Annotated in this window: 27 protein-coding genes; 20 read left to right on the forward strand and 7 right to left on the reverse strand. The window is 69.9% G+C overall.

What is annotated here, in order from left to right; translation table 11 throughout:
* Positions 1–2: 2 nt before the first annotated feature.
* The 3 genes from groL (at position 3) to FZ046_RS09435 (ending at position 3,596) form a co-directional block, all read left to right on the forward strand.
* Positions 3–1,628, forward strand: coding sequence for a chaperonin GroEL (gene groL, locus FZ046_RS09425; protein ID WP_070354125.1), 1,626 nt, complete (start codon positions 3–5; stop codon positions 1,626–1,628).
* Between the two features lie 149 nt (positions 1,629–1,777).
* Positions 1,778–2,776, forward strand: coding sequence for a zinc-binding alcohol dehydrogenase family protein (locus FZ046_RS09430; protein WP_070354143.1), 999 nt, complete (start codon positions 1,778–1,780; stop codon positions 2,774–2,776).
* Positions 2,777–2,786: 10 nt separating this feature from the next.
* Entirely contained in the window at positions 2,787–3,596 is an 810-nt protein-coding gene (locus FZ046_RS09435) for an SDR family NAD(P)-dependent oxidoreductase (RefSeq protein ID WP_070354124.1), read from the forward strand.
* Here the strand turns inward: FZ046_RS09435 and FZ046_RS09440 are convergent.
* Positions 3,593–5,344, reverse strand: a complete 1,752-nt coding sequence (locus FZ046_RS09440; RefSeq protein WP_070354142.1) for an N-acyl-D-amino-acid deacylase family protein — start codon at positions 5,342–5,344, stop codon at positions 3,593–3,595. The two genes, FZ046_RS09435 and FZ046_RS09440, sit on opposite strands and share 4 nt — an antisense overlap.
* A gap of 81 nt (positions 5,345–5,425) precedes the next feature.
* Between FZ046_RS09440 and FZ046_RS09445 the strand changes: the two genes are divergently transcribed.
* The 6 genes from FZ046_RS09445 (at position 5,426) to FZ046_RS09470 (ending at position 10,381) form a co-directional block, all read left to right on the forward strand.
* Positions 5,426–5,821 (forward strand): VOC family protein, encoded by a 396-nt coding sequence (locus tag FZ046_RS09445; protein ID WP_070354123.1) that lies wholly within the window; start codon positions 5,426–5,428, stop codon positions 5,819–5,821.
* 38 nt (positions 5,822–5,859) lie between these two features.
* The gene (locus FZ046_RS09450; protein WP_070354122.1) at positions 5,860–6,393 is read left to right on the forward strand and encodes a mycothiol transferase; all 534 of its coding nucleotides are present in this window, start codon (positions 5,860–5,862) and stop codon (positions 6,391–6,393) included.
* Complete coding sequence (locus FZ046_RS09455) at positions 6,394–6,981, forward strand: phosphatase PAP2 family protein (protein WP_099045966.1); 588 nt, start codon at positions 6,394–6,396, stop codon at positions 6,979–6,981. It abuts the gene before it with no gap.
* 9 nt (positions 6,982–6,990) lie between these two features.
* Positions 6,991–8,520: an aldehyde dehydrogenase family protein gene (locus FZ046_RS09460; protein WP_070354121.1), complete on the forward strand. Its 1,530-nt coding sequence runs from the start codon at positions 6,991–6,993 to the stop codon at positions 8,518–8,520.
* 82 nt (positions 8,521–8,602) lie between these two features.
* The gene (ppk2, locus tag FZ046_RS09465; protein WP_070354140.1) at positions 8,603–9,460 is read left to right on the forward strand and encodes a polyphosphate kinase 2; all 858 of its coding nucleotides are present in this window, start codon (positions 8,603–8,605) and stop codon (positions 9,458–9,460) included.
* A gap of 48 nt (positions 9,461–9,508) precedes the next feature.
* Positions 9,509–10,381, forward strand: coding sequence for a hypothetical protein (locus tag FZ046_RS09470; protein ID WP_070354120.1), 873 nt, complete (start codon positions 9,509–9,511; stop codon positions 10,379–10,381).
* On the opposite strand, the gene FZ046_RS09475 is transcribed toward FZ046_RS09470, so the two are convergent.
* Entirely contained in the window at positions 10,378–12,408 is a 2,031-nt protein-coding gene (locus FZ046_RS09475; RefSeq protein ID WP_070354119.1) for a prolyl oligopeptidase family serine peptidase, read from the reverse strand. The genes FZ046_RS09470 and FZ046_RS09475 overlap by 4 nt on opposite strands.
* A 26-nt stretch (positions 12,409–12,434) precedes the next feature.
* Between FZ046_RS09475 and FZ046_RS09480 the strand changes: the two genes are divergently transcribed.
* Genes FZ046_RS09480 through FZ046_RS09500 form a run of 5 tightly spaced genes read left to right on the forward strand, consistent with a single transcriptional unit; the run spans position 12,435 to position 15,446 of the window.
* Complete coding sequence (locus FZ046_RS09480) at positions 12,435–12,932, forward strand: DUF779 domain-containing protein (protein ID WP_070354118.1); 498 nt, start codon at positions 12,435–12,437, stop codon at positions 12,930–12,932.
* 27 nt (positions 12,933–12,959) lie between these two features.
* Positions 12,960–13,238, forward strand: coding sequence for a putative holin (locus FZ046_RS09485; protein WP_070354117.1), 279 nt, complete (start codon positions 12,960–12,962; stop codon positions 13,236–13,238).
* Entirely contained in the window at positions 13,231–13,728 is a 498-nt protein-coding gene (locus tag FZ046_RS09490) for a hypothetical protein (protein ID WP_070354116.1), read from the forward strand. The genes FZ046_RS09485 and FZ046_RS09490 overlap by 8 nt, the downstream gene beginning before the upstream one ends.
* Positions 13,729–13,773: 45 nt before the next feature.
* Positions 13,774–15,168, forward strand: coding sequence for a dihydrolipoyl dehydrogenase (gene lpdA, locus FZ046_RS09495; RefSeq protein WP_070354115.1), 1,395 nt, complete (start codon positions 13,774–13,776; stop codon positions 15,166–15,168).
* 8 nt (positions 15,169–15,176) lie between these two features.
* Positions 15,177–15,446, forward strand: coding sequence for a hypothetical protein (locus FZ046_RS09500; RefSeq protein WP_070354114.1), 270 nt, complete (start codon positions 15,177–15,179; stop codon positions 15,444–15,446).
* On the opposite strand, the gene FZ046_RS09505 is transcribed toward FZ046_RS09500, so the two are convergent.
* Complete coding sequence (locus tag FZ046_RS09505) at positions 15,443–16,024, reverse strand: carboxymuconolactone decarboxylase family protein (RefSeq protein WP_246182948.1); 582 nt, start codon at positions 16,022–16,024, stop codon at positions 15,443–15,445. The two genes, FZ046_RS09500 and FZ046_RS09505, sit on opposite strands and share 4 nt — an antisense overlap.
* 10 nt (positions 16,025–16,034) lie before the next feature.
* Complete coding sequence (ramB, locus tag FZ046_RS09510; protein WP_070354138.1) at positions 16,035–17,462, reverse strand: acetate metabolism transcriptional regulator RamB; 1,428 nt, start codon at positions 17,460–17,462, stop codon at positions 16,035–16,037.
* A 139-nt stretch (positions 17,463–17,601) separates the two neighbouring features.
* Here ramB and FZ046_RS09515 point away from each other — a divergent pair, with 139 nt between their 5' ends.
* From FZ046_RS09515 to FZ046_RS09525, 3 genes are all read left to right on the forward strand, one after another.
* Positions 17,602–18,378: an acyl-[acyl-carrier-protein] thioesterase gene (locus FZ046_RS09515; RefSeq protein WP_070354137.1), complete on the forward strand. Its 777-nt coding sequence runs from the start codon at positions 17,602–17,604 to the stop codon at positions 18,376–18,378.
* Positions 18,379–18,635: 257 nt separating this feature from the next.
* On the forward strand, positions 18,636–19,922 hold the full coding sequence (gene aceA, locus FZ046_RS09520) for an isocitrate lyase (protein WP_070354113.1): 1,287 nt from the start codon (positions 18,636–18,638) through the stop codon (positions 19,920–19,922).
* A gap of 144 nt (positions 19,923–20,066) precedes the next feature.
* Positions 20,067–20,882 carry a 3-hydroxybutyryl-CoA dehydrogenase gene (locus tag FZ046_RS09525; RefSeq protein WP_070354136.1) on the forward strand — a complete coding sequence of 272 codons (816 nt, stop codon included), beginning with the start codon at positions 20,067–20,069 and terminating at the stop codon, positions 20,880–20,882.
* A gap of 53 nt (positions 20,883–20,935) precedes the next feature.
* On the opposite strand, the gene FZ046_RS09530 is transcribed toward FZ046_RS09525, so the two are convergent.
* The 3 genes from FZ046_RS09530 to FZ046_RS09540 form a co-directional block, all read right to left on the reverse strand.
* Positions 20,936–21,811 carry an endonuclease domain-containing protein gene (locus FZ046_RS09530; protein ID WP_070354112.1) on the reverse strand — a complete coding sequence of 292 codons (876 nt, stop codon included), beginning with the start codon at positions 21,809–21,811 and terminating at the stop codon, positions 20,936–20,938.
* A gap of 113 nt (positions 21,812–21,924) precedes the next feature.
* Positions 21,925–22,803 carry a polyphosphate kinase 2 family protein gene (locus tag FZ046_RS09535; RefSeq protein WP_070354111.1) on the reverse strand — a complete coding sequence of 293 codons (879 nt, stop codon included), beginning with the start codon at positions 22,801–22,803 and terminating at the stop codon, positions 21,925–21,927.
* A 4-nt stretch (positions 22,804–22,807) separates the two neighbouring features.
* Complete coding sequence (locus tag FZ046_RS09540; protein WP_099045972.1) at positions 22,808–23,500, reverse strand: TetR/AcrR family transcriptional regulator; 693 nt, start codon at positions 23,498–23,500, stop codon at positions 22,808–22,810.
* A 117-nt stretch (positions 23,501–23,617) separates the two neighbouring features.
* Between FZ046_RS09540 and FZ046_RS09545 the strand changes: the two genes are divergently transcribed.
* The 3 genes from FZ046_RS09545 to FZ046_RS09555 all read left to right on the forward strand — a co-directional run bounded on the left by FZ046_RS09545 (position 23,618) and on the right by FZ046_RS09555 (position 26,207).
* Complete coding sequence (locus tag FZ046_RS09545; protein ID WP_246182949.1) at positions 23,618–24,928, forward strand: DUF445 domain-containing protein; 1,311 nt, start codon at positions 23,618–23,620, stop codon at positions 24,926–24,928.
* Positions 24,929–25,016: 88 nt separating this feature from the next.
* The gene (locus tag FZ046_RS09550; RefSeq protein WP_070354108.1) at positions 25,017–25,433 is read left to right on the forward strand and encodes a helix-turn-helix domain-containing protein; all 417 of its coding nucleotides are present in this window, start codon (positions 25,017–25,019) and stop codon (positions 25,431–25,433) included.
* A 63-nt stretch (positions 25,434–25,496) separates the two neighbouring features.
* Positions 25,497–26,207, forward strand: a complete 711-nt coding sequence (locus FZ046_RS09555) for a heparin-binding hemagglutinin (RefSeq protein ID WP_070354107.1) — start codon at positions 25,497–25,499, stop codon at positions 26,205–26,207.
* The last annotated feature ends 75 nt before the right edge of the window (positions 26,208–26,282 follow it).

A 26,282-nucleotide genomic window follows, 5' to 3' on the forward strand; every position in this document is an offset into this window, starting at 1 on the left:
CAATGGCCAAGACAATTGCGTACGACGAAGAGGCGCGCCGCGGCCTCGAGCGGGGTCTGAACAGCCTCGCCGACGCGGTGAAGGTGACGCTGGGCCCCAAGGGCCGCAACGTCGTCCTGGAGAAGAAGTGGGGCGCCCCCACGATCACCAACGATGGTGTGTCCATCGCCAAGGAGATCGAGCTGGAGGACCCGTACGAGAAGATCGGCGCCGAGCTGGTCAAGGAGGTCGCCAAGAAGACCGACGACGTCGCGGGCGACGGCACCACCACCGCCACCGTGCTGGCTCAGGCCCTGGTTCGCGAGGGTCTGCGCAACGTCGCGGCCGGCGCCAACCCGCTCGGCTTGAAGCGCGGCATCGAGAAGGCCGTCGAGAAGGTCACCGAGGGTCTCCTCGCGTCGGCCAAGGAGGTCGAGACCAAGGAGCAGATCGCTGCCACCGCGGGCATCTCCGCCGGTGACCAGTCGATCGGCGACCTGATCGCCGAGGCGCTGGACAAGGTCGGCAACGAGGGCGTCATCACCGTCGAGGAGTCCAACACCTTCGGCCTGCAGCTCGAGCTGACCGAGGGCATGCGCTTCGACAAGGGCTACATCTCGGGGTACTTCGTGACCGACGCCGAGCGTCAGGAAGCGGTCCTCGAGGATCCCTACATCCTGCTGGTCAGCTCCAAGGTGTCGACGGTCAAGGACCTGCTGCCGCTGCTGGAGAAGGTCATCCAGTCCGGCAAGCCGCTGCTGATCATCGCCGAGGACGTCGAGGGCGAGGCCCTGTCGACCCTGGTGGTCAACAAGATCCGCGGCACCTTCAAGTCCGTCGCCGTCAAGGCCCCGGGCTTCGGTGACCGCCGGAAGGCCATGCTGCAGGACATCGCCATCCTCACCGGTGGCCAGGTCATCAGCGAAGAGGTCGGCCTCTCGCTGGAGACCGCCGACGTCTCGCTGCTGGGTCAGGCCCGCAAGGTCGTCATCACCAAGGACGAGACCACCATCGTCGAGGGCGCCGGTGACTCCGACGCCATCGCCGGCCGCGTGGCGCAGATCCGTGCCGAGATCGAGAACAGCGACTCGGACTACGACCGCGAGAAGCTGCAGGAGCGCCTGGCCAAGCTGGCCGGCGGTGTTGCGGTGATCAAGGCCGGCGCTGCCACCGAGGTGGAGCTCAAGGAGCGCAAGCACCGCATCGAAGACGCCGTCCGCAACGCGAAGGCCGCCGTCGAGGAGGGCATCGTCGCCGGTGGCGGCGTGGCCCTGCTGCAGTCGGCTCCCTCGCTGGAGGAGCTGAACCTCACCGGTGACGAGGCGACGGGCGCCAACATCGTCCGCGTCGCGCTGTCGGCTCCGCTGAAGCAGATCGCCTTCAACGGTGGTCTCGAGCCGGGCGTCGTCGCCGAGAAGGTGTCGAACCTGCCCGCGGGTCACGGCCTCAACGCCGCGACCGGTGAGTACGAGGACCTGCTGGCCGCCGGCGTCGCCGACCCGGTCAAGGTCACCCGCTCGGCGCTGCAGAACGCGGCGTCCATCGCGGCGCTGTTCCTCACCACCGAGGCCGTCGTCGCCGACAAGCCGGAGAAGGCCGCCGCACCCGCCGGCGACCCGACCGGTGGCATGGGCGGCATGGACTTCTAAGTCCTGCTCTACGAGAGGGGCCCGGCGTTGCGTCAGCAGCGCCGGGCCTCTTCGCGTCTCGGCGATTCGTGCACGGATCGGGCGGGAGCGCGCCGGCGGGAAGAATCACGCCGGTGCCGGGGTTGTCGCTCGACGTGACCGCGAACCGGATGCGCGCCGTCGGCTCCTACGCCGGCGGCCCCGTCGACGACCCCAGGACCCTGCAGGACGTCACCGTCGAGGTGCCCGAACTCCGCCCCCGCGACGTGCTCGTCCGGGTGCTCGCCATCTCGGTCAACCCGGTGGACGTCAAGCGCCGCTCCGCGCTCGAGCCCTCGGACGTGCCCACGATCCTCGGCTTCGACGCCGCCGGCGTCGTGGAGGCCGTCGGGTCCCAGGTCGAGACGCTCGGCGTGGGGGACGAGGTGTGGTACGCCGGCGACATCACCCGGCCCGGCAGCAACGCGGAGTTCCAGGCGGTCGACGAGCGCATCGTGTCGCGCAAACCCACCAGCCTGTCCTTCGCCGAGGCCGCCGCGCTGCCGCTGACGACGATCACCGCGTGGGAGTCGCTGTTCGACCGCTTCGGGCTGACGGCGGACTCCACGGGCGACCTGCTGGTGATGGGCGCCGCCGGCGGGGTGGGGTCGATCATGATCCAGCTGGCCAAGGCGCGCACCGGCGTTCGCGTCATCGGCACCGCCAGCCGCGACGAGTCGCGGGCGTGGGCCACCGCCATGGGCGCCGACGCGGTGATCGACCATCACCGGCTGCGGGAGGAGGCGTCGGCGGTCGCACCCGACGGCGTCGACTACCTGTTCTCGCCGCACTCGGCGGGCAACGTCGAGCACTACGAGGCCATCGTCAAGCCGTTCGGCGAGATCACGGCGATCGACGAGCCCGAGGGCCTCGAACTGTCCGTGCTCAAGGCGAAGAGCATCGCGTGGCACTGGGAGCTGATGTTCACCCGCGCGATGTTCCAGACGCCCGACATGATCGCCCAGCAGCACCTGCTGGCCGCCACCGCCGACCTCGTCGACCGCGGCGTCCTGCGCACGACCGTCACCAAGACGATCGACGACTTCAGCGCGGCCGGCCTGGCCGAAGCCCACCGTGACGTCGAATCCGGCCGGATGACCGGCAAGGTCGTCGTCACCCGAACGAGTTAGGTTCTCCACCATGGCACTTCCCGCACCCGCTCCGAACGTCACCGCCGTCGTCACCGGCGCCTCCTCGGGCATCGGCGCCGACCTGGCCCGCGAACTCGCCGCCCGCGGGTACGGCGTCACCCTGGTGGCGCGCCGCGAGGACCGACTGCGCGCGCTCGCCGCCGAGCTGGGCACGGCCGTCCGCGTGGAGGTCGTCGCGTGCGACGTCGCCGACCCCGACGCCCGCGCGGCCCTGTTCGACGAGATCGCCTCGCGCGGACTCGAGATCGGCGTGCTGGTGAACAACGCCGGCCTCGGCACCGTCGGCGCGATCGCCGATGCGGACGTCGACGCCGAGATCGCGCAGGTGCGCGTCAACGTCGAGGCCGTCGTCGATCTCACCACCCGGGCGGTTCGCCAGATGGTGCCGCGCGGCCGCGGCGCGATCCTCAACGTCGGCTCCGTCGCCGCGTTCCAGCCGTTCCCGGGCCAGTCGAGCTACGCGGCGACCAAGGCGTTCGTGAAGTCCTACACCGACGGTCTGCGCGCCGAGCTGGCGGGCACCGGCGTCACGGTCGCGACGCTGCATCCCGGCCCGGTGAAGACCGAGTTCTTCCAGGCCGCGGGCGTCGCCGACGACGTCTTCGACGACGTGTTCCCGAAGTTCATGTGGATGCCGTCGCGCGCGGTCGCCGCGGCGGGCATCGACGCCCTCGAACACGACCGCGGCGGCGTGATCCCGGGTCTCGCGAACCGCATCGGCAAGGAGCTGATGGGGCTGCTGCCGCACCGCGTGCTGCTGCCGCTGCTGTCCAAGCAGCATCCTGCGCTGAAGGGTTAGGCGGGCGCCGCCTGGCGGCCGCGGACCAGCCGGCCCGGCCGCGCGGCGGTGGGGGCGCCGTGTTCGGCGATCACCTCGCCGGAGACGAGGGTGGCGACGTACCCGTCGGCGGTCTGGTCGAGCCGCCGTCCGCCGGCGGGCAGGTCGTGGGCGACGACGGGCTTGTGCAGGCGCAGCGCCGCGGGGTCGATCACGTTGACGTCGGCCTTGTAGCCGACCGCCAGCCGACCCCGGTCGGCGAGCCCGGCCACGCGGGCCGGCACCGAGGTCAACTGGCGCACGGCCTCCTCGACGGGCAGCCGCCCGGTCGGGCGGTCCCGCACCCAGTGCGTCAGCAGGTACGTGGGAAAGCTTGCGTCGCAGATCATTCCGTAGTGTGCGCCGCCGTCGCCGAGGCCAAGCACGACGTCCTCGCGGCGGATCAGGTCGGCGACGGTGTCGAGCGTGCCGTCGCGGAAGTTGGCCAACGTGATGAGCAGCATGGCGTGGCCGTCGTCGTCGAGCAGGCGGTCGTAGGCCTCCTCCAGTGCGGTGACGCCGCGTGCCCGGGCCCGGGCGGCGATGCTGTCGGCCGGGTCCGGCTCGTAGTTCGGGGGGTCGCCCAGCGGGAAGATCCAGTCGAACGCCTGCACGGCGAACATCAGCGGGTGGCCGTCGCTGGCCGGGGTGTCGTTCAGGATGCACTGACGCACTTCGGGTTTGCGCATCTCGGCGACGCGCTCGGCGAGCGGCAGATCGGCGATCGCGCGGTAGCTGGGATACAGCACGAAGGGGTTGCCGGACAGTTCGAGCCCGATCACCAGACCGATGGGGCGCGGGAAGATCTGCGCGGTGACGTCCCCGCCGTCGCCGTTGGCCTTCTCGACCATCCGCAGCGCGTCGAGGTAGAACGGCTCGCCGGCGTTGCCGATGGCCAGCGTGAACGTGACCGGCAGACCGGTCTCGGCGGCGACGTCGAAGACGGTCTTCAGCGCGGGCTCGTAGTCCCCGGCCACCAGGTCCGGCACGAACTGCAGCAGCCCGCCGCCGGCGTCGCGCACCCCGCCGGCGATGGCCTCGAACTCCGCGTACGCCGCGCCGTAGCTCGGGATGGGACTGCCGCTGGCGGACTTGTGCAGCGTCAGCTGGGACGACGCGAAGCCCAGCGCGCCGACGGCGACGGCCTCCTCGGCGAGCTTGCGCATCAGCGCGAGGTCCTCGTCGGTGGCGGGCTCGCGCTCCACGCCGCGGCGGCCCATGACGTACACCCGCAGCGGGGAGTGCGGCAGCAGGGCCGCCACGTCGATGTCCCTGGCGCGCCCGTCGAGGGCGTCGAGGAACTCCGGGAACGTCTCCCACGTCCACGGCAGGCCGTCCACCATCACGACGCCGGGGATGTCCTCGACGCCGGCCATGACGTCGACGAGCGTGGCGTGGTCGTCCGGGCGGCACGGCGCGAACCCGACCCCGCAGTTGCCCATCACCGCGGTGGTCACGCCGTGCGCCGAGGACGGCGTCATGCGGTCGCTCCAGATCGCCTGCCCGTCGTAGTGGGTGTGCAGATCGACGAAGCCCGGGGTGACGAGCAGTCCGGTCGCGTCGATCTCGCGCCGGGCCACCACGTCGAGCGCTCCGATCGCGACGATGACACCGTCGCGGATCGCGACGTCGGCGACGTGGGGGGCGCCGCCCAGCCCGTCGACGACGGTGCCGTTGCGGATGAGGACGTCGACGGTCGTCGGCGCGGCGGTCACGGACTCGGAAGTCATGCCTCGAATGTACGACCGGACCCGCACCAAGGAGCCGTGGATGCCGCCGGGCCGTGATCCGATTCGTGCGACCATGGCCGGATGATCGACCACGTCGGCATCAACTGCGCCAACTGGGACGCCTCGAAGGACTTCTACGACAAGGTGCTGGGGGTGCTCGACTACACCCGGCAGATGGACGTGGAGGTGGCGATCGGCTACGGCACCGGCGGGCATCCGACCTTCTGGATCGCCGACGCCTCGGCGGGCGGCGCCGCCGGCCCCAACCGCGAGGTGCACACCGCATTCGTCGCCCCGAGTCCCGAAGCCGTGCAGGCGTTCTTCCGGACCGCGCTGGCGCTCGGCGCCGAACCGCTGCACGAGCCGCGACTGTGGCCGGAGTACCACCCCAGTTACTACGGCGCCTTCGTCCGCGACCCCGACGGCAACAACGTGGAGGCGGTCTTCCACGGCGGGGGGCCGGGGTCCCAGCACTGACGGGCCGTCGCCGGCGCACAGGCGTAGCGTCGGGATCCATGGCCGACACCGCATCCGACGCAACCCCGTCCGACGCCGTCCGCGAGCTGCTGCGTGACGCGTTCACCCGGCTGATCGAGCACGTCGACGACATCACCGACGGGCTCACCGACGAGCTGTCGTCCTACCGGCCGACCCCGGAGGCCAACAGCATCGCGTGGCTGCTGTGGCACAGCGCCCGCGTGCAGGACGCCCAGCTGTGCGACGTCGCCGGCACGGAGCAGGTGTGGTTTCGCGAGGGCTGGGTCGACCGCTTCGGCCTCGACCTGCCGCGCGACGCGCACGGGTATGGCTTCACCCCGGAGGAGGTCGGCAAGGTGCGCGCGCCCGCCGACCTGCTGTCCGGCTACTACCACGCGGTGCACCGCGTGACGCTCGAGTTCGTCGCGGGCGTCACCGCCGAGGAACTGAACCGCATCGTCGACCGGCGCTGGACGCCGCCGGTGACCGCCAGCGCCCGGATCGTCAGCATCATCGACGACTGCGCGCAGCATCTCGGTCAGGCCGCCTACGTTCGGGGCATCGCCGGCTGAATGAACGGGCGCGTCGTGCGCTGGTGGCCGTTCATCGGGTTGCCCGCGCTGGTCCTGCTGGGCCTGGCGGTCGGCACGCGGTCCACCCGGGTCGACGACTGGTTCATCCGCACCGGCGCCGAACACCGCGGTCTGCACCGGCTGCTGATCTTCACCGAGCCGACGCTCGTCGTCGGGCTGCTGCTGGTGGCGTTCGCGGTGGCGCTGTGGCGGCGGCGATGGCGGCTGGCCGCGGCGATGGTGGTGACGCCCGCGGTGGCGCTCGTCGCGATGCGGGTGCTCAAGCGGGTGTTCGGCCGGACCAAGGGAGAGCACCCGCCGAGCCTCGCGTTCCCGAGCGGACACGTGACGATGACCGTGGTGGTGCTCGCCATGGCGGTCCTGGTGCTCGGTGCCCGGGTCTGGGCCATGGCCGCCGCGGCGGTCCTCGCGGTGCTCGCGGCGCTCGGTCAGGCGTTCACGTACCACTACTTCACCGACACCGTCGGCGCGCTGCTGCTGGCGACGTCGGTGGTGTGCCTGGCCGTCTGGGCGTTCGGACTTGACGGGTGTCAACCCCGCTGCGATCTGCGTCACAGAAGTGGTTAACATGGCCCCATGACTGCAACTCCCGAGGTTGACACCAACCCGAGTTACGAGGGCACCGCCACCATCCTCAACCCGGCCACCGGAGCCGTCGCCGGCACCGTCCGGTGGACCGATCCGGCCGACGTCACCCGCATCGCCACGGGTCTGCGGCAGGCGCAGCGCAGCTGGGAGGCCCGGGGGGCCGCCGGGCGCGCGAAGGTGCTGGCGCGGTACGCGGTGTGGCTGGGCGAGCACCGCGACGAGATCGAGGCGCTGCTCATCAAGGAGACCGGCAAGTCGGCGGTGGACGCGGCGCAGGAGGTGCCGCTGCTGTTGATGATCCTGTCGTACTACGTGCGCACCATGGAGAAGGCGCTGGCGCCCGAGCCGCGCAGCGCGTCGCTGCCCTTCCTGTCCATCAAGAAGGTCACCGTGCACTACCGGCCGCGCCCGGTCGTCGGCATCATCGCGCCGTGGAACTACCCGGTGGCGAACGCCCTGATGGACGCCATCGGCGCGCTCGCCGCCGGCTGCGCGGTGTTGCTCAAGCCGTCCGAGCGCACACCGCTGACCGCCGAGGTCCTGATGCGCGGCTGGATCGACTCCGGCGCCCCCGAGGTGCTGGCACTCGCCCAGGGCGCCCGCGCGGTGTCCGAGGCCGTCATCGACGTCAGCGACTACATCCAGTTCACCGGCTCGTCGGCCACCGGCGCGAAGGTCGCCGAGCGCGCGGCCCGGCGCCTGGTCCCGGTGAGCCTGGAACTCGGCGGCAAGGACCCGATGCTGGTGCTCGAGGACGCCGACGTGGACCTCGCCGCGCACGCCGCGGTGTGGGGCGCGTTCTTCAACGCCGGGCAGACCTGCGTGTCGGTCGAGCGCGTGTACGTCCTCGAGCAGGTCTACGACCAGTTCGTCGACGCCGTGGTGCGCGACGTCCGCAAGCTCAAGGTGGGTGCCGGTGAGGGCAACGCCTTCGGCGCGCTCATCGACGAGAGCCAGGTGGCGGTCACCGAGCGGCACGTCGCCGACGCGCTGGCCAAAGGCGCCAAGGCACTCACCGGCGGGTCGCGCACGGCAGGCCCGGGCAGCTTCTACCCGCCGACCGTGCTCGTCGACGTCGACCACTCGATGCTGTGCATGACCGAGGAGACCTTCGGCCCCACGCTGCCGATCATGAAGGTGCGTAGCGTCGCCGAGGCCGTCCGCCTGGCCAACGACAGCCCGTACGGGCTGAGCGCCGCGGTGTTCTCGAAGGATCTGGAACGCGCCAACGACGTTGCGCTGCAACTCGACTGCGGTGGCGTCAACATCAACGACGTCATCTCCAACCTGATGTGCACCACCGCGCCGATGGGCGGCTGGAAGTCCTCCGGGATCGGCGCGCGGTTCGGCGGGCCCGAGGGACTGCGCAAGTACTGCCGCATCGAGACCGTGGTGGCGCCCAGGACCACCGTCGGCGCCGGCGGCAACTACTACAACAACAGCCAGCGCGCCCTGAAGACGATGAACACGATGATGACGAAGCTCGCGCTCATCCGGCCCAAGCGCATGGCGAAGTAGGGCCGCCGCACCGTGGTAGCGGCCACCGTCCGTTCACCTCGACGACACCGCCGCGTACGCGGCGGTGGCTAGCTTCTGGCAGGTGACCTTGGACTCGACCGGCTACACCGTCCGCGACGACGATGACGACGACCCCCTGCTGGTGCTGCAGCCCAGCGGGGAGGTCGTCGACACGTGGCGGGAGAACTATCCGTACGACGAGCGCATGCACCGCGACGAGTACGAGACGCAGAAGCGGCTGCTGCAGATCGAGCTGCTGAAGCTGCAGAAGTGGAGCCAGGCACACGGGCACCGGCACGTCATCGTCTTCGAGGGCCGCGACGCCGCGGGCAAGGGCGGCACCATCAAGCGGTTCATGGAGCACCTCAACCCCCGCGGCGCGCGCGTCGTCGCGCTGGAGAAGCCCACCGAGCGGGAACGCACGCAGTGGTACTTCCAGCGCTACGTCACGCATCTGCCGGCCGCCGGCGAGATCGTCCTGTTCGACCGGTCCTGGTACAACCGCGCCGGCGTCGAACGGGTGATGGGCTACTGCACGCCCAAGCAGCACGCCGAGTTCATCCGCCAGGCACCGCTGTTCGAACAGATGCTCGTCAACGACGGGATCAGCCTGACCAAGCTGTGGTTCTCCGTCACCTCCGCCGAACAGCGCACCCGCTTCACCATCCGCCAGGTGGATCCGGTGCGGCAGTGGAAGCTCTCGCCCACCGACCTCGCGTCGCTGGACAAGTGGGACGACTACACCGCGGCGAAGGAGGACATGTTCGCCTGGACGGACACCGAGATCGCGCCGTGGACCGTGGTGAAGAGCAACGACAAGAAGCGCGCCCGCATCAACGCCATGCGCCACGTGCTGAGTAAGTTCGACTACGACAACAAGGACCCCGAGGTGGTCGGTAGACCCGACCCCCTCATCGTGGGACGCGCGCTCGGCGACTGAGGCGGTCCCCCCGCCGGGGTCCACGCCCAGGACAGGGAGGACGCGTCGGTGCGCTTCGTCGCGACGCTGCTGACGTGGCTGCTGGCGACGGTCGCGCTCGCCGTGGCCGTCCCGGCCACGTGGGCGCAGCACACGATCGTCGACCGCGACGGCTACGCCGACTTCGCCGCGTCCGCGGCCCGGGAACCGGCCCTGCAACGGGCGATGGCGTCGCTGCTGACCACCGAGATCGTCTCCTTCGCCGCGGACAACGGCTACGGCAACCTCAACCCCGAGCTGGTCGACAGCGTCACGACGGGCTACACCCAGAACGCCGGGTTCCCCGGCCAGTTCAGCCAGGCCAACCGCATCGCCCACACGTGGATGTTCACCGATGCGGTGCGCCGCGACGAGACCGGCGACGACCGCTGGCTGGTCGACATCGCGCCGATGCTCAAGGACCCCTCGCTGCGCGAGACGCTGGGCAACCTGAACCTGCAGGTGCCCGACACCCTCAACGTGCCGATCACGGTCCCCGAGTCCTCGGCGCTGCGCCCCGGCCAGCTGCGTCCGATCGCGACCTGGGGGCCGTGGGTCAGCGTCGGCGCCGCGGTCCTCACCGCCGTCTTCGCGCTGCTCACCCTCGCCGCCGCACGCTCGCGCGGCAGGGCCTTCGCCGCGCTCGGCGTCTCCGCGCTGCTCGTCGGCGCGGCGGGCTGGGCGGCCATCGAGGTGCTGCGCGGCCGGATCGACGCCGCGCTGTCCCGGACCGAGGGCGACGTGCGCACCGTCGCCGACGTGATGGTCGGGCACGCCATCGACAGCCTGCACACCTGGCTCAACCTCACCCTGCTCGGCGGCGTCGCGCTGGTCGCCTTCGGCGTGGTGGTGTCGATGCTCGGCGGGGTGCGCAAGCGCACCGTCACCGAACCGGTGCGCTAGGCGGTCCCGCCGAGCGTCCGGTGCAGGAACTCGTAGACCAGTGCCGAGCGGAACGCGGTCTGCGCGTTGTCGGCGGCGCCGGCGTGGCCACCCTCGACGTTCTCGTAGTAGGCCACCGTGTGCCCGGCGGCCTCGAGCGCCGCGGTCATCTTGCGGGCGTGCCCGGGGTGCACGCGGTCGTCGCGCGTCGAGGTCGTCATCAGCAGCGCCGGGTAACGACGGTCGGCCGAGACGTTCTGATACGGCGAGTACCGCGAGATGAACGCCCAGTCGTCGGGGTCGTCGGGGTCGCCGTACTCGGCCATCCACGACGCCCCGGCCAGCAGCAGGTGGTAGCGCTTCATGTCGAGCAGCGGAACGCTGCACACCAGCGCGCCGAACAGGTGCGGGTAGCGCGTCAGCATCACGCCCATCAGCAGTCCGCCGTTGCTGCCGCCCTGGGCGCCCAGCTGCTCGACGGTGGTGATGCCGCGCGCCACCAGATCGGCGGCCACCGCGGCGAAGTCCTCGTAGGCCAGGTGCCGGCCCTCCCGGATCGCCTGGGTGTGCCAGCGCGGACCGTACTCGCCGCCGCCGCGGATGTTGGCCATCACGTACGTCCCGCCGCGGGACAACCACAACCGGCCGAGTACACCGCCGTAGGCCGGCGTGTTGGACACCTCGAAGCCGCCGTAGCCACCCAGCAGCGTCTTGCCCGGTCCCGTCGAATTCCGGTGTCCGACGACGAAGTAGGGCACCCGGGTACCGTCGTCGGACGTCGCGAAGTGCTGCTCGACGGTGATGTCGGAGGCATCGAAGAAGGCCGGTGCGCTCTTCACCTCGACCAGCTCGCCGCCCGCAGGTCCCCACAGCAGCCGCGACGGCGTGTCGAATCCGCTGGAGTCGTAGAACACCTCGTCGCCGTATTCGTCGGCCGCCACGACCGACACGCTGGTGTTGGGCGGCAGCCCGACGACCGGCTCGCGCGTCCAGGTCCCCGGCGTCACCACCTCGACGCGGCTCACCACGTCGGCCAGCGTGACGAGGATCAGCCGGTCGCGCGTCCAGGTGTAGGCGTCCAGGCTGGTGTGCTCGTCCGGGGTGAAGACGACCGCGAGATCCCGTGCGCCGGATAAGTATTCGTCGTACTGGGCGGCGAGCAGCGTGCCGGCGACGTACGTGGTGTCGCCGACGGTCCAGTCGCTGCGCGGCCGGATCAGCAGCCACTCCCGATGGATCGACGTGCCGGCGTCGGTGGGCACCTCGATCTCGAGGAGGTCGCCCGCGCGCAATTCGTAGCGGCGGCGGTTGAAGAAGTCGGTGGCGCGCGTGATGAAGATGCGTTCGAAGCCGGGCGTCGGGTCGAAGCCCGCCCCGACGCTGACATCGGATGCCTCACCGGCGAATACCACCTCGGCCCGCTCGAGCGGCTGCCCGCGGTGCCAGCGCTTCACCACGCGGGGGTAGCCGGAGTCGGTCAGTGACCCCGGCCCGAAGTCGGTGCCGACCAGCACGGTGTCCGGACCCTCCCAGCCGACATCGGTCTTGGCTTCCGCGAGCGTGAAGCCGTCGGGTACGAATTCCCTTGTACGCATGTCGAATTCGCGGACCACGGTGGCGTCCGAGCCGCCGCGCGACAGGCTGACCAGCGCCCGCTCCAGACCGGGCTCGACGACGTCGGCGCCGGCCCACACCCAGTTCTCGCCGTCGGTCGCGGCCAGCGCGTCGACGTCGATCACGACGTCCCACTCGGGGGTGTCGCTGCGGTAGCTCTCCAGCGTCGTGCGGCGCCACAGGCCGCGCGGGTTCGTCGCGTCGCGCCAGAAGTCGTACAGGTGCTCACCCCGCCGCCGGACGTACGGGATGCGGGCATCGGTGTCGAGCACCTCGAGGGCTTCGGCGCGCATCGCCTCGAACCGCTCGCCGCTCAACTCGGCCAGCGTCGGCGCGTTGTGGTCGGCCACCCACGCGAGTGCCTCGTCGCCGGTGACCTCCTCGAGCCAGAGGTACGGGTCGTCGGTCGTGCGCTCGTCGTTCACGGGACCCATTGTGGCCGCCGGACTAACCTGGGGTGATGGGCGCACCGAGCAGGGCACTGATCACCGAGGCCGCGGCCGACCTGCTGCGACGGCTGGCCGACCGGCACGGGCCGCTGATGTTCCACCAGTCCGGCGGGTGCTGCGACGGGTCGTCGCCGATGTGCTACCCGGCCGGTGACTTCATCGTCGGCGACCGCGACGTGCTGCTGGCCGTCCTCGACGTCGCCGACGGCGTCCCGGTGTGGATCTCCGGGCCGCAGTTCGACGCGTGGAAGCACACGCAGCTCGTGATCGACGTGGTGCCCGGGCGCGGCGGCGGCTTCAGCCTCGAGTCGCCCGAGGGCATGCGGTTCCTCTCCCGTGGCCGGGCCTTCACCGCCGAGGAGAACGGCGCGCTCGCCGAGCAGCCCGCGCTGACGGGCGCGCAGTACGAGGCGGGCGCACGGCCCGAGTCGGCCGGGACGCACGTCGTCGCCGACGCGGTCGACGCCTGCGCGCTGCCCGCGGCACGCCCGGCCGGGCTCCACGGCTAGCGCCGCGGACGGGCTTACCGTTATGGGGTGATACCGCTACCGCGGGCGTGGCTCCTGACCAGCGCGATGCTCACCGGCGTTGCCGTGGGTCTGCTGGCCGGTATCGCCTCCATGCTCGTCGTCACCGCCACCGTGCGCCCCGATCTCGTCATCGCCGCCGTCGTCGGCGTGCCCAGCGTCGTCGGCCTGCTGCTGGTGCTGCTGTCGCACCGGCGCTGGCTCACCACCGCCGGGGTTTTCGTGCTGTCGATCGCCCCGGGCTGGTTCGGCGCGCTCGCGGCCGTCCAGGCGGTGTCCGGTGCGTGACACCGGCGAGCCCACCCAGCACTGGGCGCCGCTCTTCGACACCGGATCGCTGGAGACGCTGACGCCGCACGGCGGTGGGTCGACGACTCTGACGGCGGCTGTGGCCCAGCCGATCACCGCCACCGAGCCCGTCGAACCGCCGTCGAAGCCCATCCCGGCGTTCGCGCCGCCCGAGGTCGTCCCCGGTACCTACGCCTACCTCAAGCGCTGGACCTTCGTCGCGGTGCTGCTGGGCGTGTGGGTGGTCGCCGGCGCCGCCGGTGCGGGCCTCTACGAGTGGTGGTTCGCCGCGCTGGACAAGACCGCGCCGGTGTTCGTCACGCTGGTGTGGGTGGTGCTGTGCACGGTGGGCGGGCTGATCGCCTCGACGGCGCCCCGCAGGCCGCTGCTGTCGGCGCTCGGGATCGCGCTGATGTCGTCGCCGCTGGCGTCGACGGTGGCCGCCGCGGTGCTCTACGGGTCCTACGTCTTCGGGTGGTTCGGCCGGTAGCGGATCGCCCGCCGGTGCACGGGTCGCGACCACTAGGCTGGACGCGTGACTCACTATGACGTCGTCGTGATCGGCGCGGGACCGGGCGGGTACGTCGCGGCCATCCGTGCGGCCCAGCTCGGACTCAACACCGCCATCGTCGAACCCAAGTACTGGGGCGGCGTCTGCCTGAACGTCGGCTGCATCCCGTCGAAGGCGCTGCTGCGCAACGCGGAACTGGCGCACATCTTCCACAAGGAGGCCAAGCAGTTCGGCATCAGCGGCGAGGCGTCGTTCGACTACGGCGTGGCGTTCGACCGCAGCCGCAAGGTCGCCGAGGGCCGCGTCACCGGTGTGCACTTCCTGATGAAGAAGAACAAGATCACCGAGATCCACGGCTACGCCAAGTTCACCGACGACCACACGCTCACCGTCGACCTGAACGAGGGCGACACCGAGACCGTCACGTTCGACAACGCCATCATCGCGACCGGTGCGCACACCAAGCTGGTGCCCGGCACGAAGATGAGCAAGAACGTCATCACCTACGAAGAGCAGATCATGGAGCGCGAGCTTCCCGGCTCGATCGTGATCGCCGGCGCGGGCGCCATCGGCATGGAGTTCGCGTACGTGATGAAGAACTACGGCGTGGACGTCACCATCGTCGAGTTCCTGCCGCGCGCGCTGCCCAACGAGGACGCCGAGGTCTCCAAGGAGATCGAGAAGCAGTACAAGAAGCTGGGCGTCAAGATCCTCACCGGCACCAAGGTCGAGTCGATCACCGACGACGGGTCGACGGTCACCGTGAAGATCAGCAAGGACGGCAAGTCCGACGAGTTGAAGGCCGACAAGGTCATGCAGGCCATCGGCTTCGTGCCCAACGTCGACGGCTACGACCTGAAGAAGGCCGGCGTCGAACTCACCGAGCGCGGCGGCATCGCGATCGACGACTACATGCGCACCAACAAGCCGCACATCTACGCCATCGGCGACGTCACCGGCAAGCTGCAGCTCGCCCACGTCGCGGAGGCCATGGGCGTGGTGGCGGCCGAGACCATCGCCGGTGCGGAGACGCTGCCGCTGGGCGACTACCGGATGATGCCGCGCGCGACGTTCTGCCAGCCGCAGGTCGCGAGCTTCGGCCTCACCGAGGAGCAGGCCCGCGACGAGGGCTACGACGTGGTGGTCGCGAAGTTCCCGTTCACCGCCAACGCCAAGGCGCACGGCATGGGCGACCCCAGCGGCTTCGTGAAGCTGATCGCCGACGCCAAGTACGGCGAGCTGATCGGCGGGCACCTCATCGGGCACGACGTGTCCGAGCTGCTGCCGGAGCTGACGCTGGCGCAGAAGTGGGACCTCACGGCCACGGAGCTGGCGCGCAACGTGCACACCCACCCGACCATGTCGGAGGCGCTGCAGGAGTGCTTCCACGGCCTCGCCGGCCACATGATCAACTTCTGACCGCCACCGTGCGGTCCTTGGTCGTCGCCGGGATCGGCGGGCTCGTCATCGGCCACGCGCTGTGGCTGGCGGCGATCTCGCTGGCCATCGACACGACGTCGGTGAGCAGCTGGGTGCTGGCGGTCTCCGGCGCGGTGCTGATCGTCGCCGTGCTCGCCGGGCTGCTCGGCAAGCGCTACCACCGGCGTCAGGCCGACGCGAAGGCGTGGTTCCTGTGGTGCCTGCCGGTGGCGCCCGTGCTGTTCACCGTGATCGTGCTCGGGGTGACCTACCTCTAGTCGGGGAAGTCCAGCGGGATCCGCAGCGTCGCCATCGTGGCGGCGAGCCCGTCGTAATTGCTGGCGAGCATGCAGAATTCGATGAGCTGCTTCTTGGTGAGCAGCGCGGAGAGGGCCGACCACGTCTCGTCGGACATCGAGCGGGTGATGACGAACTCGTCGGTCGCGGTGATCAGCGTGCGCTGCCGCGGGCTGAGGCCCTCGGCGTCCGGGCCTTCGAAGATCCGTGCCTGCGTCGCCTCGTCGACGCCGCGGCTGCGCGCGAGCCGGCGATGCTGCTGCAGTTCGTACTCGCAGTTGCGCAGGTGGCCGACCCGCAGGATCACCAGCTCGGCGTCCTGGCGGGTCAGCTTGCCGCGGCTGAGCAGCAGCCCCGAGTAGGGCAGCCAGGTCAGGAACAGCAGCTGGTGCTGGCCCACGACGTTGAACAGGGCGAACCGCGGCGCGCGGATGAACTTGGCGCCCAGCTTGGCGATCACCCAGTTGAGCGGGCCGAGTTCGCGCAGACCGCCGGGCTGGATCCGGGGCGGGGCCTGATCGGGGATGCGGGCCGCGGTCTTGTCATCGGGTGTGCTCACGGGTCCGAGTCTAGGGATGCTTGACCAGATACGGGGACACCGTGCTGCGGTGCTCGTCGAGGTCGAGCGCGCGGCCGAGCGCGGGAAAGGCGCGCTGCGGGCAGTTGTCCCGCTCGCACACCCGGCAGCCCGCGCCGATCGGCGTCGCCGCCTCCCCCGACAGGTCGAGGCCCTCGGAGTAGACCAGCCGGTGGGCGTGCCGCAACTCGCAGCCGAGCCCGATCGCGAACGTCTTGCCGGGTTGGCCGTAGCGCCGGGCCCGGCGTTCCACGGTGCGGGCCACCCACATGTAGTCCCGGCCGTCGGGCATCTGGGCGACCTGCACCAGAATCTTGCCCGGGTTCGCGAACGTCTCGTAGACGTTCCACAGCGGGCACGTGCCGCCGGCCGAGGAGAAGTGAAAACCTGTAGCGGACTGACGTTTCGACATGTTGCCGGCACGGTCGACGCGGACGAACGACAGCGGCACCCCACGCACCGACGGCCGCTGCAGGGTGGACAGCCGGTGGGCGATGGTCTCGTAGCTCACCGCGTAGAACGCCGAGAGCCGCTCGACGTCGTAGCGGAACTCCTCGGCCACGCCGTGGAACTGGCGGTAGGGCAGCACCGTCGCGGCGGCGAAGTAGTTCGCCAGCCCGAGCCGCGCCAGCGTGCGGGACTCGTCGCTGGTGAACAGTCCCTCGTCGACCAGGGTGTCGATGAGGCTGCCGTACTCCAGATAGGCCAGCTCCGAGGCGAGCCGGAAGACGAATTGCCCCGACGAGAGGTGCGCCCCGATCTCCAGCGTCCGGGTCCGGGGGTCGTAGCGGTGCAGCACGTTGTCGCCCATGTCGATGCGCCGCACGATGCGCACGTCGTGCACGGAGGTGAGCCGGTCGGACAGATCCCGCGCCAGGTCGCCGCGGTGCATCCGCATCCGGTCGGTGAGATCCTCGGCGGCCGAATCGAGTTCGTGAAGGTAGTTCTGCCGTTGGTAGAAGTAGTCGCGCACCTCTTCGTGCGGCATCGTGATGGCACCGGTGCCGGAACTGATGCCGCTGCCGTCGGAGAACCGGTTCTCGGTGGCGGCCGCGAGCTGCGTGGTGGTCAGCCGGTAACGGCGGTGCAGGTTGACCATCGCGCGGGCCATCGTCGGGTGGGCGGCGACGATGTCGGCGATCTCGGCCGGATCGACCTCCACGCCGATGTCGCGGTCCAGCGACACCTCGCGCAGCTCGGCGATCAGGCGGGTGTCGTCCTGGGAGGCGAAGAACGTTGCGTCGACGCCGAACACCTCGGTGATGCGCAGCAGCACCGCGACGGTCAGCGGCCGGACGTCGTGCTCGATCTGGTTGAGGTAGCTGGGGGAGATGTCGAGCATCTGGGCGAGCGCAGCCTGGCTGAAGCCGCGTTCGCTGCGCAGCTGGCGCACCCGCGCCCCGACGTAGGTCTTGGCCACCCACTCCACGCTACGCCGCTGCGAAGTGCGGCTTCGCAGCCTTGGCACGGCCCGGACGGGGTGCGGGCTCGTGGCAGCATGGGGGTCCGTGAGCAGCAGTGACGCGTCGCGCGGTGGGGTCCAGGGGCTGGCGAAGACGATGATGCCGGTGCCCGACCCGCATCCCGACGTCTTCGACGTGCAGTGGCCGTTGCGGGTGGCCGACGTCGACCGCGAGGGTCGGCTGAAGTTCGACGCCGCGACCCGGCACATCCAGGACGTCGGCTCGGACCAGCTGCGCGAGATGGGATTTCAGGAGACCCACCCGCTGTGGATCGTGCGGCGCACGATGATCGACGTCATCCGGCCGATCGAGTTCCAGGACATCCTGCGCCTGCGACGGTGGTGTTCGGGGACGTCGAACCGCTGGTGCGAGATGCGCGTGCGGATCGACGGACGCAAGGGCGGCCTCGTCGAGTCCGAGGCGTTCTGGATCAACATCAACCGCGAGACGCAGGGCCCGGCCCGCATCTCCGACGACTTCCTCGCCGGGCTGCGTCGCACCACCGACGTCGACCGGCTGCGCTGGAAGCCCTACCTGACCGCGGGCCGGCGCAAGGACGCCGACGAGCGGCGCGACTACCCGGTGCGGGTCAGCGACATCGACATCTTCGACCACATGAACAACTCGGTGTACTGGAGCGTGGTGGAGGACTACCTGGCGGACCACCCCGAGCTGATGCGCGCGCCACTGCGCGTGGTCATCGAGCACGACCTGCCGGTGGCGCTGGGTGACCGGCTGGAGATCCTGACGCACACCCATCCGGCCGGCAGCACCGACCGTTTCGGCGCCGAGCTGAGCGACCGCACTGTTACAACGCTCACATATCTGGTCGGCGAGGAGACCAAGGCGGTCGCGTGCGTCTTCCCGCTCTGATCACGATCGTTTAACAGTACGAGCGTACTGACCTGCGCATATCGGCTACCCAGCGGTAACTTCTGAACCGGTTCAGCACTTCGCGGTCTTCGCAAACTTAACGGACAAGCGTTATGTATTGGCAAAAGATGGCAAGCGAAACGACTGGACCTGCGGTTATGGCGTAGTGCATGCTCGAATCAGCACAGCAGTGAAGCCGCGTTGAAGTTAGCAAGACTTCAGCTCGACGTCCCTAGTGACGAACCGAAGGAGCACCAATGTCCACCGTGGGCACGCCGAAGAGCCCGGAGCAGATCCAGCACGATTGGGACCACAACCCCCGCTGGAAGGGCATCACCCGCACCTACACCCCGGCCGACGTCGTCGCGCTGCAGGGCACCGTCGTCGAGGAGAACACCCTCGCCCGTCGCGGCGCCGAGGTGCTCTGGGACCAGCTGCACGAACTCGACTACGTCAACGCGCTGGGCGCGCTGACCGGCAACCAGGCCGTGCAGCAGGTCCGCGCCGGCCTGAAGGCCATCTACCTGTCGGGTTGGCAGGTCGCCGGTGACGCCAACCTCTCCGGCCACACCTACCCCGACCAGAGCCTCTACCCGGCCAACTCGGTGCCGCAGGTCGTCCGCCGCATCAACAACGCGCTGATGCGCGCCGACCAGATCGCCAAGGTCGAGGGCGACCGCTCGGTGGAGAACTGGCTGGCCCCGATCGTCGCCGACGGCGAGGCCGGTTTCGGTGGCGCGCTGAACGTCTACGAGCTGCAGAAGGCCATGATCGCGGCCGGCGTCGCCGGGTCGCACTGGGAGGACCAGCTGGCCTCGGAGAAGAAGTGTGGCCACCTCGGTGGCAAGGTGCTGATCCCGACCCAGCAGCACATCCGCACCCTGACCTCGGCCCGCCTGGCCGCCGACGTCGCCGACGTGCCGACCCTGGTCATCGCCCGCACCGACGCCGAGGCCGCCACCCTGATCACCTCCGACGTCGACGAGCGCGACCAGCCGTTCATCACCGGTGACCGCACCGCCGAGGGCTTCTACCGCGTGAAGAACGGCCTGGAGCCGTGCATCGCCCGCGCCAAGGCCTACGCGCCGTACGCCGACCTGATCTGGATGGAGACCGGCACGCCGGACCTCGAGCTGGCCAAGAAGTTCGCCGAGGGCGTCAAGAGCGAGTTCCCGGACCAGATGCTGTCCTACAACTGCTCGCCGTCGTTCAACTGGAAGCAGCACCTCGACGACGACACGATCGCCAAGTTCCAGCGCGAGCTGGGCGCGATGGGCTTCAAGTTCCAGTTCATCACCCTGGCCGGCTTCCACGCGCTGAACTACTCGATGTTCGACCTGGCCCACGGCTACGCCCGCGAGCAGATGAAGGCGTACGTCGAGCTGCAGGAGCGCGAGTTCGCCGCCGAGGAGCGTGGCTACACCGCGACGAAGCACCAGCGCGAGGTCGGCGCCGGCTACTTCGACCGGATCGCCACCACCGTGGATCCCACCTCGTCGACCACCGCGCTCGCGGGCTCGACCGAAGAGGGCCAGTTCCACTGACCCTGGAGCCACTGAGTCGTTGACGCATGACAGCATGAGCCCCGCCTGGGCTTCCCGGGCGGGGCTCATCGCTGCGACGGTAGGAGAGATGTGAGCATCGAACGAGTCGGCATCGAGCGTGTCGGCATTGTCGGCGCCGGGCAGATGGGCGGCGGCATCGCCGAGGTGTGCGCCAAGGCCGGAGCACACGTGGTGGTCTACGAGCCGTCCGCGGAGTTGGTGGAAGCCGGCCGGGCTCGCATCACCGCGTCGCTGGAGAGGGCGAAGGCCAAGGGCAAGCTGGCCGCCGACGACTTCGAGATCACGCAGGCGCGGCTCGTCTACACCAGCGACCTCGCCGACCTGGCCGACCGCCAGCTGGTGATCGAGGCGATCATCGAGGACGAGGCCGTGAAGGCGACGCTCTTCGCCCAGCTCGACGAGGTGATCACCGACCCCGACGCCGTCCTCGCGTCGAACACCTCCAGCATCCCGATCATGAAGATCGCCGCTGCGACGAAGAACCCGGCCCGCGTGCTCGGGCTGCACTTCTTCAACCCGGTGCCGGTGCTGCCGCTCGTCGAGCTGGTCAGCACGCTCGTCACCGCGCCGGAGGCGGCCGACCGCGTCGAGGCGTTCGCGAGCCAGACGCTCGGCAAGAAGGTCGTGCGCTGCGCCGACCGGTCCGGCTTCGTCGTCAACGCGCTGCTGGTGCCCTACCTGCTGTCGGCGATCCGCATGGTCGAGTCGGGCGTCGCGTCGGTCGAGGACGTCGACACCGCGATCGTCGCCGGGCTCTCGCACCCGATGGGCCCGCTGCGGTTGAGCGACCTCATCGGCCTCGACACCATGAAGCTCATCGCCGACGCCATGTACGACGAGCTCAAGGACGCCCACTACGCCCCGCCGCCGCTCCTGCAGCGCATGGTCGAGGCCGGCCAGCTGGGCAAGAAGTCGGGCCAGGGCTTCTACCGCTACTAGGCCCTCGGCGCGCCGAGCGCACGCTTGTCGTACCTAAACGCCGAGTAGCACCGTCAACAAGCGTGCAGTCGCGGGTCCATGCCGGCAGCGACGAGTGCTCGCAGCGCCCGGTCGACGATTGCCGGGCCCTGGTAGCGCAGCTGCCGCCCGCTGACTCGCACGATGCGCCAACCGCGCTCGGCCAAGAACTCGAGTCGGACGATGTCGTTGGCGTAGTCGTCGGGACCGGTGAAGTGCTGCTCGCCGTCGTACTCCACCCCGACCTTCCACGTCGGCCACCCCATGTCGATCCGGCGGCGCACGCGACCGGCCTCGTCACGGACGGGAATCTGCGTCGTCGGCCTCGGCAGGCCCCCGTCGACGAGCAGTAGGCGCAGGCGCGTCTCCTGCGGCGACTCGGCGCCGGCGTCGACGAGTTCGAGAGCCCGTCGCAATCCTCGGATGCCACGTGCGCCGGGATAGCGCTCAGCGACCGCCTCGACCGCTCGAACGTTGGTGCGCGTGGCGTTCAGCAGTGCGTCGATCCGGATCACGCCGAGTTCGAGCGGTAGTCGGCGGCCGAGATCGTAGGCGGTTCGCGCCGGCGTGGTGCACGTGATCCCGTCGACGGTGCACAGCTCATCGGGCCGAAAGCAGTTGCTGCGCAGCAGGATTCCATTGGGAACGCCCCGTCGGGCGTGGGCGACCTCGGGCGGCGATTCCGGCGGTATCCACTTGCTGCCGAGTATCGCGGCCGCCGAGTGTCCGACCAGCGTCGCCCGTCGCCCCGACCACAGCCAGGCGGCGCGGGCGCGATCGGTTGCGCTCAGGTCGACTCCGGTGCGCGAGTACACGTTGCGGTGCACCTTGGTGTAGCGCCGTCGGAGATCTCGACGGGTCAGCAGCCCCGAGGCAAGGGCGTCGGTGGCGACGATCAGCGGATCGGACACGCATCCATCGTCGGGGCGTTCGGGCTACCCACTCGACACCAATCGTCGAGCGCACGCTTGTCGAACCCGAACGTCGAGTAGCCCCGCCAACAAGCGTGCACTCCGCGCAGGTACTACGCCTCGGCGAGGCGCTTCTTCTCGGCCTCGACGTCGAAGTCCGCGGGCGGCCAGGAGAGGTCCAGGCCGTCGAGGGCCTCGATCAGCAGCTCGGTGATCGCCAGGCGCGAGTACCACTTCCGGTCGCACGGAATCACGTGCCAGGGCGCCCAGTCGGTGGAGGTCCGCTCGAGCATGGCCTGGTAGGCCTCCTGGTACTTGGGCCACAGCAGCCGCTCGTCGATGTCGGCGGGGTTGTACTTCCAGTACTTGTCCGGCCGGTCCAGCCGCTTGGCCAGCCGGTCGCGCTGCTCGTCGAGCGAGACGAACATCGCCACCTTGACGATCGTGGTGCCGTCCAGCACCAGGCGCCTCTCGAAGTCGTTGATGATGTCGTAGCGCGTGCTCCACACCTCGGGCGCCACCAGGTCGTGCACGCGGACGATCAGCACGTCCTCGTAGTGCGAGCGGTCGAACACCCCGATGTGGCCGGGCGTCGGCAGCTGCCGCTCGATGCGCCACAGGAAGTCGTGCGACAGCTCCTCCTCGGTGGGCTTGCCGAAGCTCGCATATCGGATTCCCTGCGGATTGGCTGCTCCGACGACGTGTTTGACGATGCCACCCTTGCCCGCGGTGTCCATGCCCTGCAGCACCACCAGCACCTTGCGGTTGTCGCCGGCGCGGCTGGCGGCGTACAGCTTCTCCTGCAGGACGGCGAAGCGCTCGTTGCGCTCGGCCTGCAGCGCTGGCGCGTCGGACTTCGAGCCGCGGAAGCCGGGCGTCGCGCGGGTGTCGATCGCCGCCACCGAGTCCCCGGGTTTGAACGCCAGGTGCACGTGCGGCTCGTGGGTCCACAGGTCCGGAAGGTCCTCCGCGAGGGCCGTGCTGTCGGTCACCCGGTCAGTCAAGCAAACGGCGGGGCAACACGGGCGACGGATGCGGCATCGCGTTGAACCGCTCGAGCGATCCGCCGACCTCGACGATGCCGCACAGCGCGTTCCACGACAGCATCGTCAGGTAGTCGATGAGTTCGCCCGACGTCATCCGCGGGTTCGACATCCAGGAGTGCGTCGCCAGCTGCACCCCGCCGACGGTGTGGAAGGCCCAGGGCTCCACGCCGCTGGTGTCCATGCCCGCCGCGGCCATGCGGCGCCGCAGCATGACGGCCAGCATGCGGGCGATGATCTGCTCGGAGTTCGCGACGGCCTTGTTCTTCGACGCCGAGCTGTTCGCCATGACGAAGCGGTACGGCTCCGGCTCGGCGGCGACGGTGTCGACGTAGACGCGGATGATCTCGCGCGTCAGCGCGAAACCGTCGAGGTTGCTCATCAGCGCCGCGGCCATGTTCGGGATAAGGGTGGTCTGGGCGAACCGCATCATCACCGCGGTGGTGAGGTCGTTCTTGTCGACGAAGTACCGGTAGAGCACGGTCTTGGAGACGCCGATCTCGGCGGCGATCTCGTCCATGGAGACGTTGCTGCCGAGGCGGCGGATGGCCTCCAGCGTGCCGTCCACCAGCTCGTTGCGGCGGTCGACCTTGTGCTGGTGCCAGCGCCGCTTGCGACCGTCCGTCTTCGCCGGCCGCGTCTGCATCTGCTGTGCCACTGCTCCCCGAATCCCAATTGCGTGTCGTCTCGATAGTACGGAAGTTATCTGTAACCGGCCTGGCGGGAGGGTTGAGCGCGGCCGATCTGGGGGATCATGGTGGGCGTGAGCCTTCGACCCACGTCCGAGCAGCGCCGCAGCTTCGCCGAATCCTTCGCGGGGGCGGACAGCGCGGCCGATGCCGAACGCCGCCGCGCGCTGCGCCGCATGAAGGCCGTCGCCCTGGGCTTCTTGCTCGGCGCGACGGTGATCTTCCTCGGCTGCACCTGGGCGCAGTCCCAGGGCGCCCCCGGCTGGGTGGGGTACGTGCGCGCCGCCGCCGAGGCCGGCATGGTCGGCGCGCTGGCCGACTGGTTCGCGGTGACGGCGCTGTTCCGGCACCCGCTGGGCCTCCCGATCCCGCACACCGCGATCATCAAGCGCAAGAAGGACCAGCTCGGTGAGGGCCTCGGCGAGTTCGTCCGGGAGAACTTCATGTCCCCGGAGATCATCGAGACCAAGGTGCGCGACGCCGACGTCGCCAGTCGCACCGGCAAGTGGCTCGCCGAGCCGGTGAACGCCGAGCGGGTCGCCGGCGAGGCCGCCACCGTGCTGCGGGTGCTGGTGGAGATGCTGCGCGACGACGACGTGCAGCAGCTGCTGGACCGCATGATCGTCAAGCGCGTCGCCGAGCCGCAGTGGGGCCCGCCGATCGGCCGGGTGCTCGCGTCGCTGCTGGAGGAGGACCGCCAGGAGGCGCTGCTGCAGCTGCTGGCCGACCGCGCCTTCGAGTGGTCGCTGAACGCCGGCGACACCATCGAGCGCGTCATCTCCCGCGATTCGCCGACGTGGTCGCCGCGCTGGGTGGACAACCTGGTGGGCGACCGCATCCACCGCGAGCTGATGGACTTCACCGACAAGGTGCGCCGCAACCCCGACCACGAGCTGCGCCGCTCGGCGACCAAGTTCCTCTTCGAGTTCGCCGACGACCTGCAGCACGACGACGCGACCATCGCGCGGGCCGAGAGGGTCAAGGACCAGATCATGGCGCGCGACGAGGTGAGCCGCGCCGCGGAGACCGCATGGGGTGCGGCCAAGCGGATCATCCTCGAGTCGGTCGACGATCCCTCGTCGGCACTGCGCCAGCGGGTGGCGGACTCCACCGTCCACATCGGGGAGTCCCTGCGCGACGATGCCGAGCTGCGCGACAAGGTGGACGCCTGGATCGTGCGGGCGGCCAAGCACCTGGTCGCGCAGTATGGGACGGAGATCACGGCGATCATCACCGAGACCGTCGAGCGGTGGGACGCCGAGGAGGCCAGCCGCCGCATCGAGCTGCACGTCGGCCGTGACCTGCAGTTCATCCGCATCAACGGCACGGTGGTCGGCTCGCTCGCGGGCCTCGTCATCTACTCGATAGCCCAGCTGCTGTTCTGACCTGCGCTAGCAGGTGCTTGCAAAAGTTAGCACCTCGACCTACGGTTGATGTCGACGACGAACGGACAACCACGGACGAGGGGGTGACATGTCGCAGGACGAGAACCTGGCCACGGTCGTCACCTCGGCTGCGTCGAACGCCGCGCAGGACATCGGCAGCTTCATCCGCGCCAAGCGGGAAGCCGCGCAGGTCTCGGTGCGGCAGCTCGCCGAGCAGGCCGGGGTCAGCAACCCCTACCTCAGCCAGATCGAGCGGGGTCTGCGCAAGCCGTCGGCCGACGTGCTGAGCCAGATCGCCAAGGCGCTGCGGGTGTCCGCGGAGGTCCTCTACGTGCAGGCCGGGATGCTCGAACCGGCCGAACGCGGCGAGGTCCGGGACGCGATCGTGGGGGACACCACGATCACCGAGCGGCAGAAGCAGGTGCTGCTCGACATCTACACGTCCTTCCGTCAGCAGAACGAGGCGTTGGCCCTCGAAGCCGGTGAGGAGCCAACGACGGAGTGACGAACGTTCGACGACACCGACCGAAACACCGACCCACCACCACCCAAGAAGGGAATGCCTGACATGGCCGAGAAGAACCAGCCCAACATCGACGACCCCAAGGCCCCGCTGCTCGCCGCCGTCGGCGCCGCCGACCTGGCGCTCGCCACGGTCAACGAGATCGTCGCCGCGCTCCGCGATCGTGCCGGCGAGGCCCGCACCGACGCCGAGGCCCGCGTCGAGGAGGCCCGCGCCAATCTGACCAAGCTGCAGGACGAGCTGCCCAGCCAGGTCGACCAGATCCGCGACCGGCTCAACTCCGACGAGCTGCGCAAGGCGGCCGAGGGCTACGCCGAGACCGCGACGGCCACCTACAACCGGCTCGTCGAGCGCGGCGAGGCCGCGCTGGAGCGGCTGCGCAACCAGCCGGCCCTCGAGGACGCCGCCACCCGCGTGGAGACCGTCACCGACCAGGCCGTCGAGCTGACCCAGGAGGCCCTGGGCACCGTCGCCACCCAGACCCGCGCCGTCGGCGAGCGCGCGGCCAAGCTGGTCGGCGTCGAGCTGCCCAAGCGTGCCGAGAAGGCCGCCGAGCCGGTGAAGCAGGCCGCCGAGAAGGCTCCGGCCAAGGCGCCCGCGAAGGCCCCGGCCAAGAAGGCTCCCGCCAAGAAGGCCGCCGTCAAGGTGCCTGCCGCCGAGGCCCCCGCCGTGACCCCGGCGAAGGCTCCGGCCAAGGCCCCCGCCAAGAAGGCCCCGGCCAAGAAGGCGCCGGCCAAGAAGGTCACCCAGAAGTAGGTCCGACGGGCCGCCCGCGGCCCCGATGGCACGAGGGGACGTAACCCGCTTAGGCTTGAGGCGTGGAGCCTCAGT

This window comes from Mycolicibacterium grossiae, from assembly GCF_008329645.1.
GTDB classification, from domain to species: Bacteria; Actinomycetota; Actinomycetes; order Mycobacteriales; family Mycobacteriaceae; genus Mycobacterium; species Mycobacterium grossiae.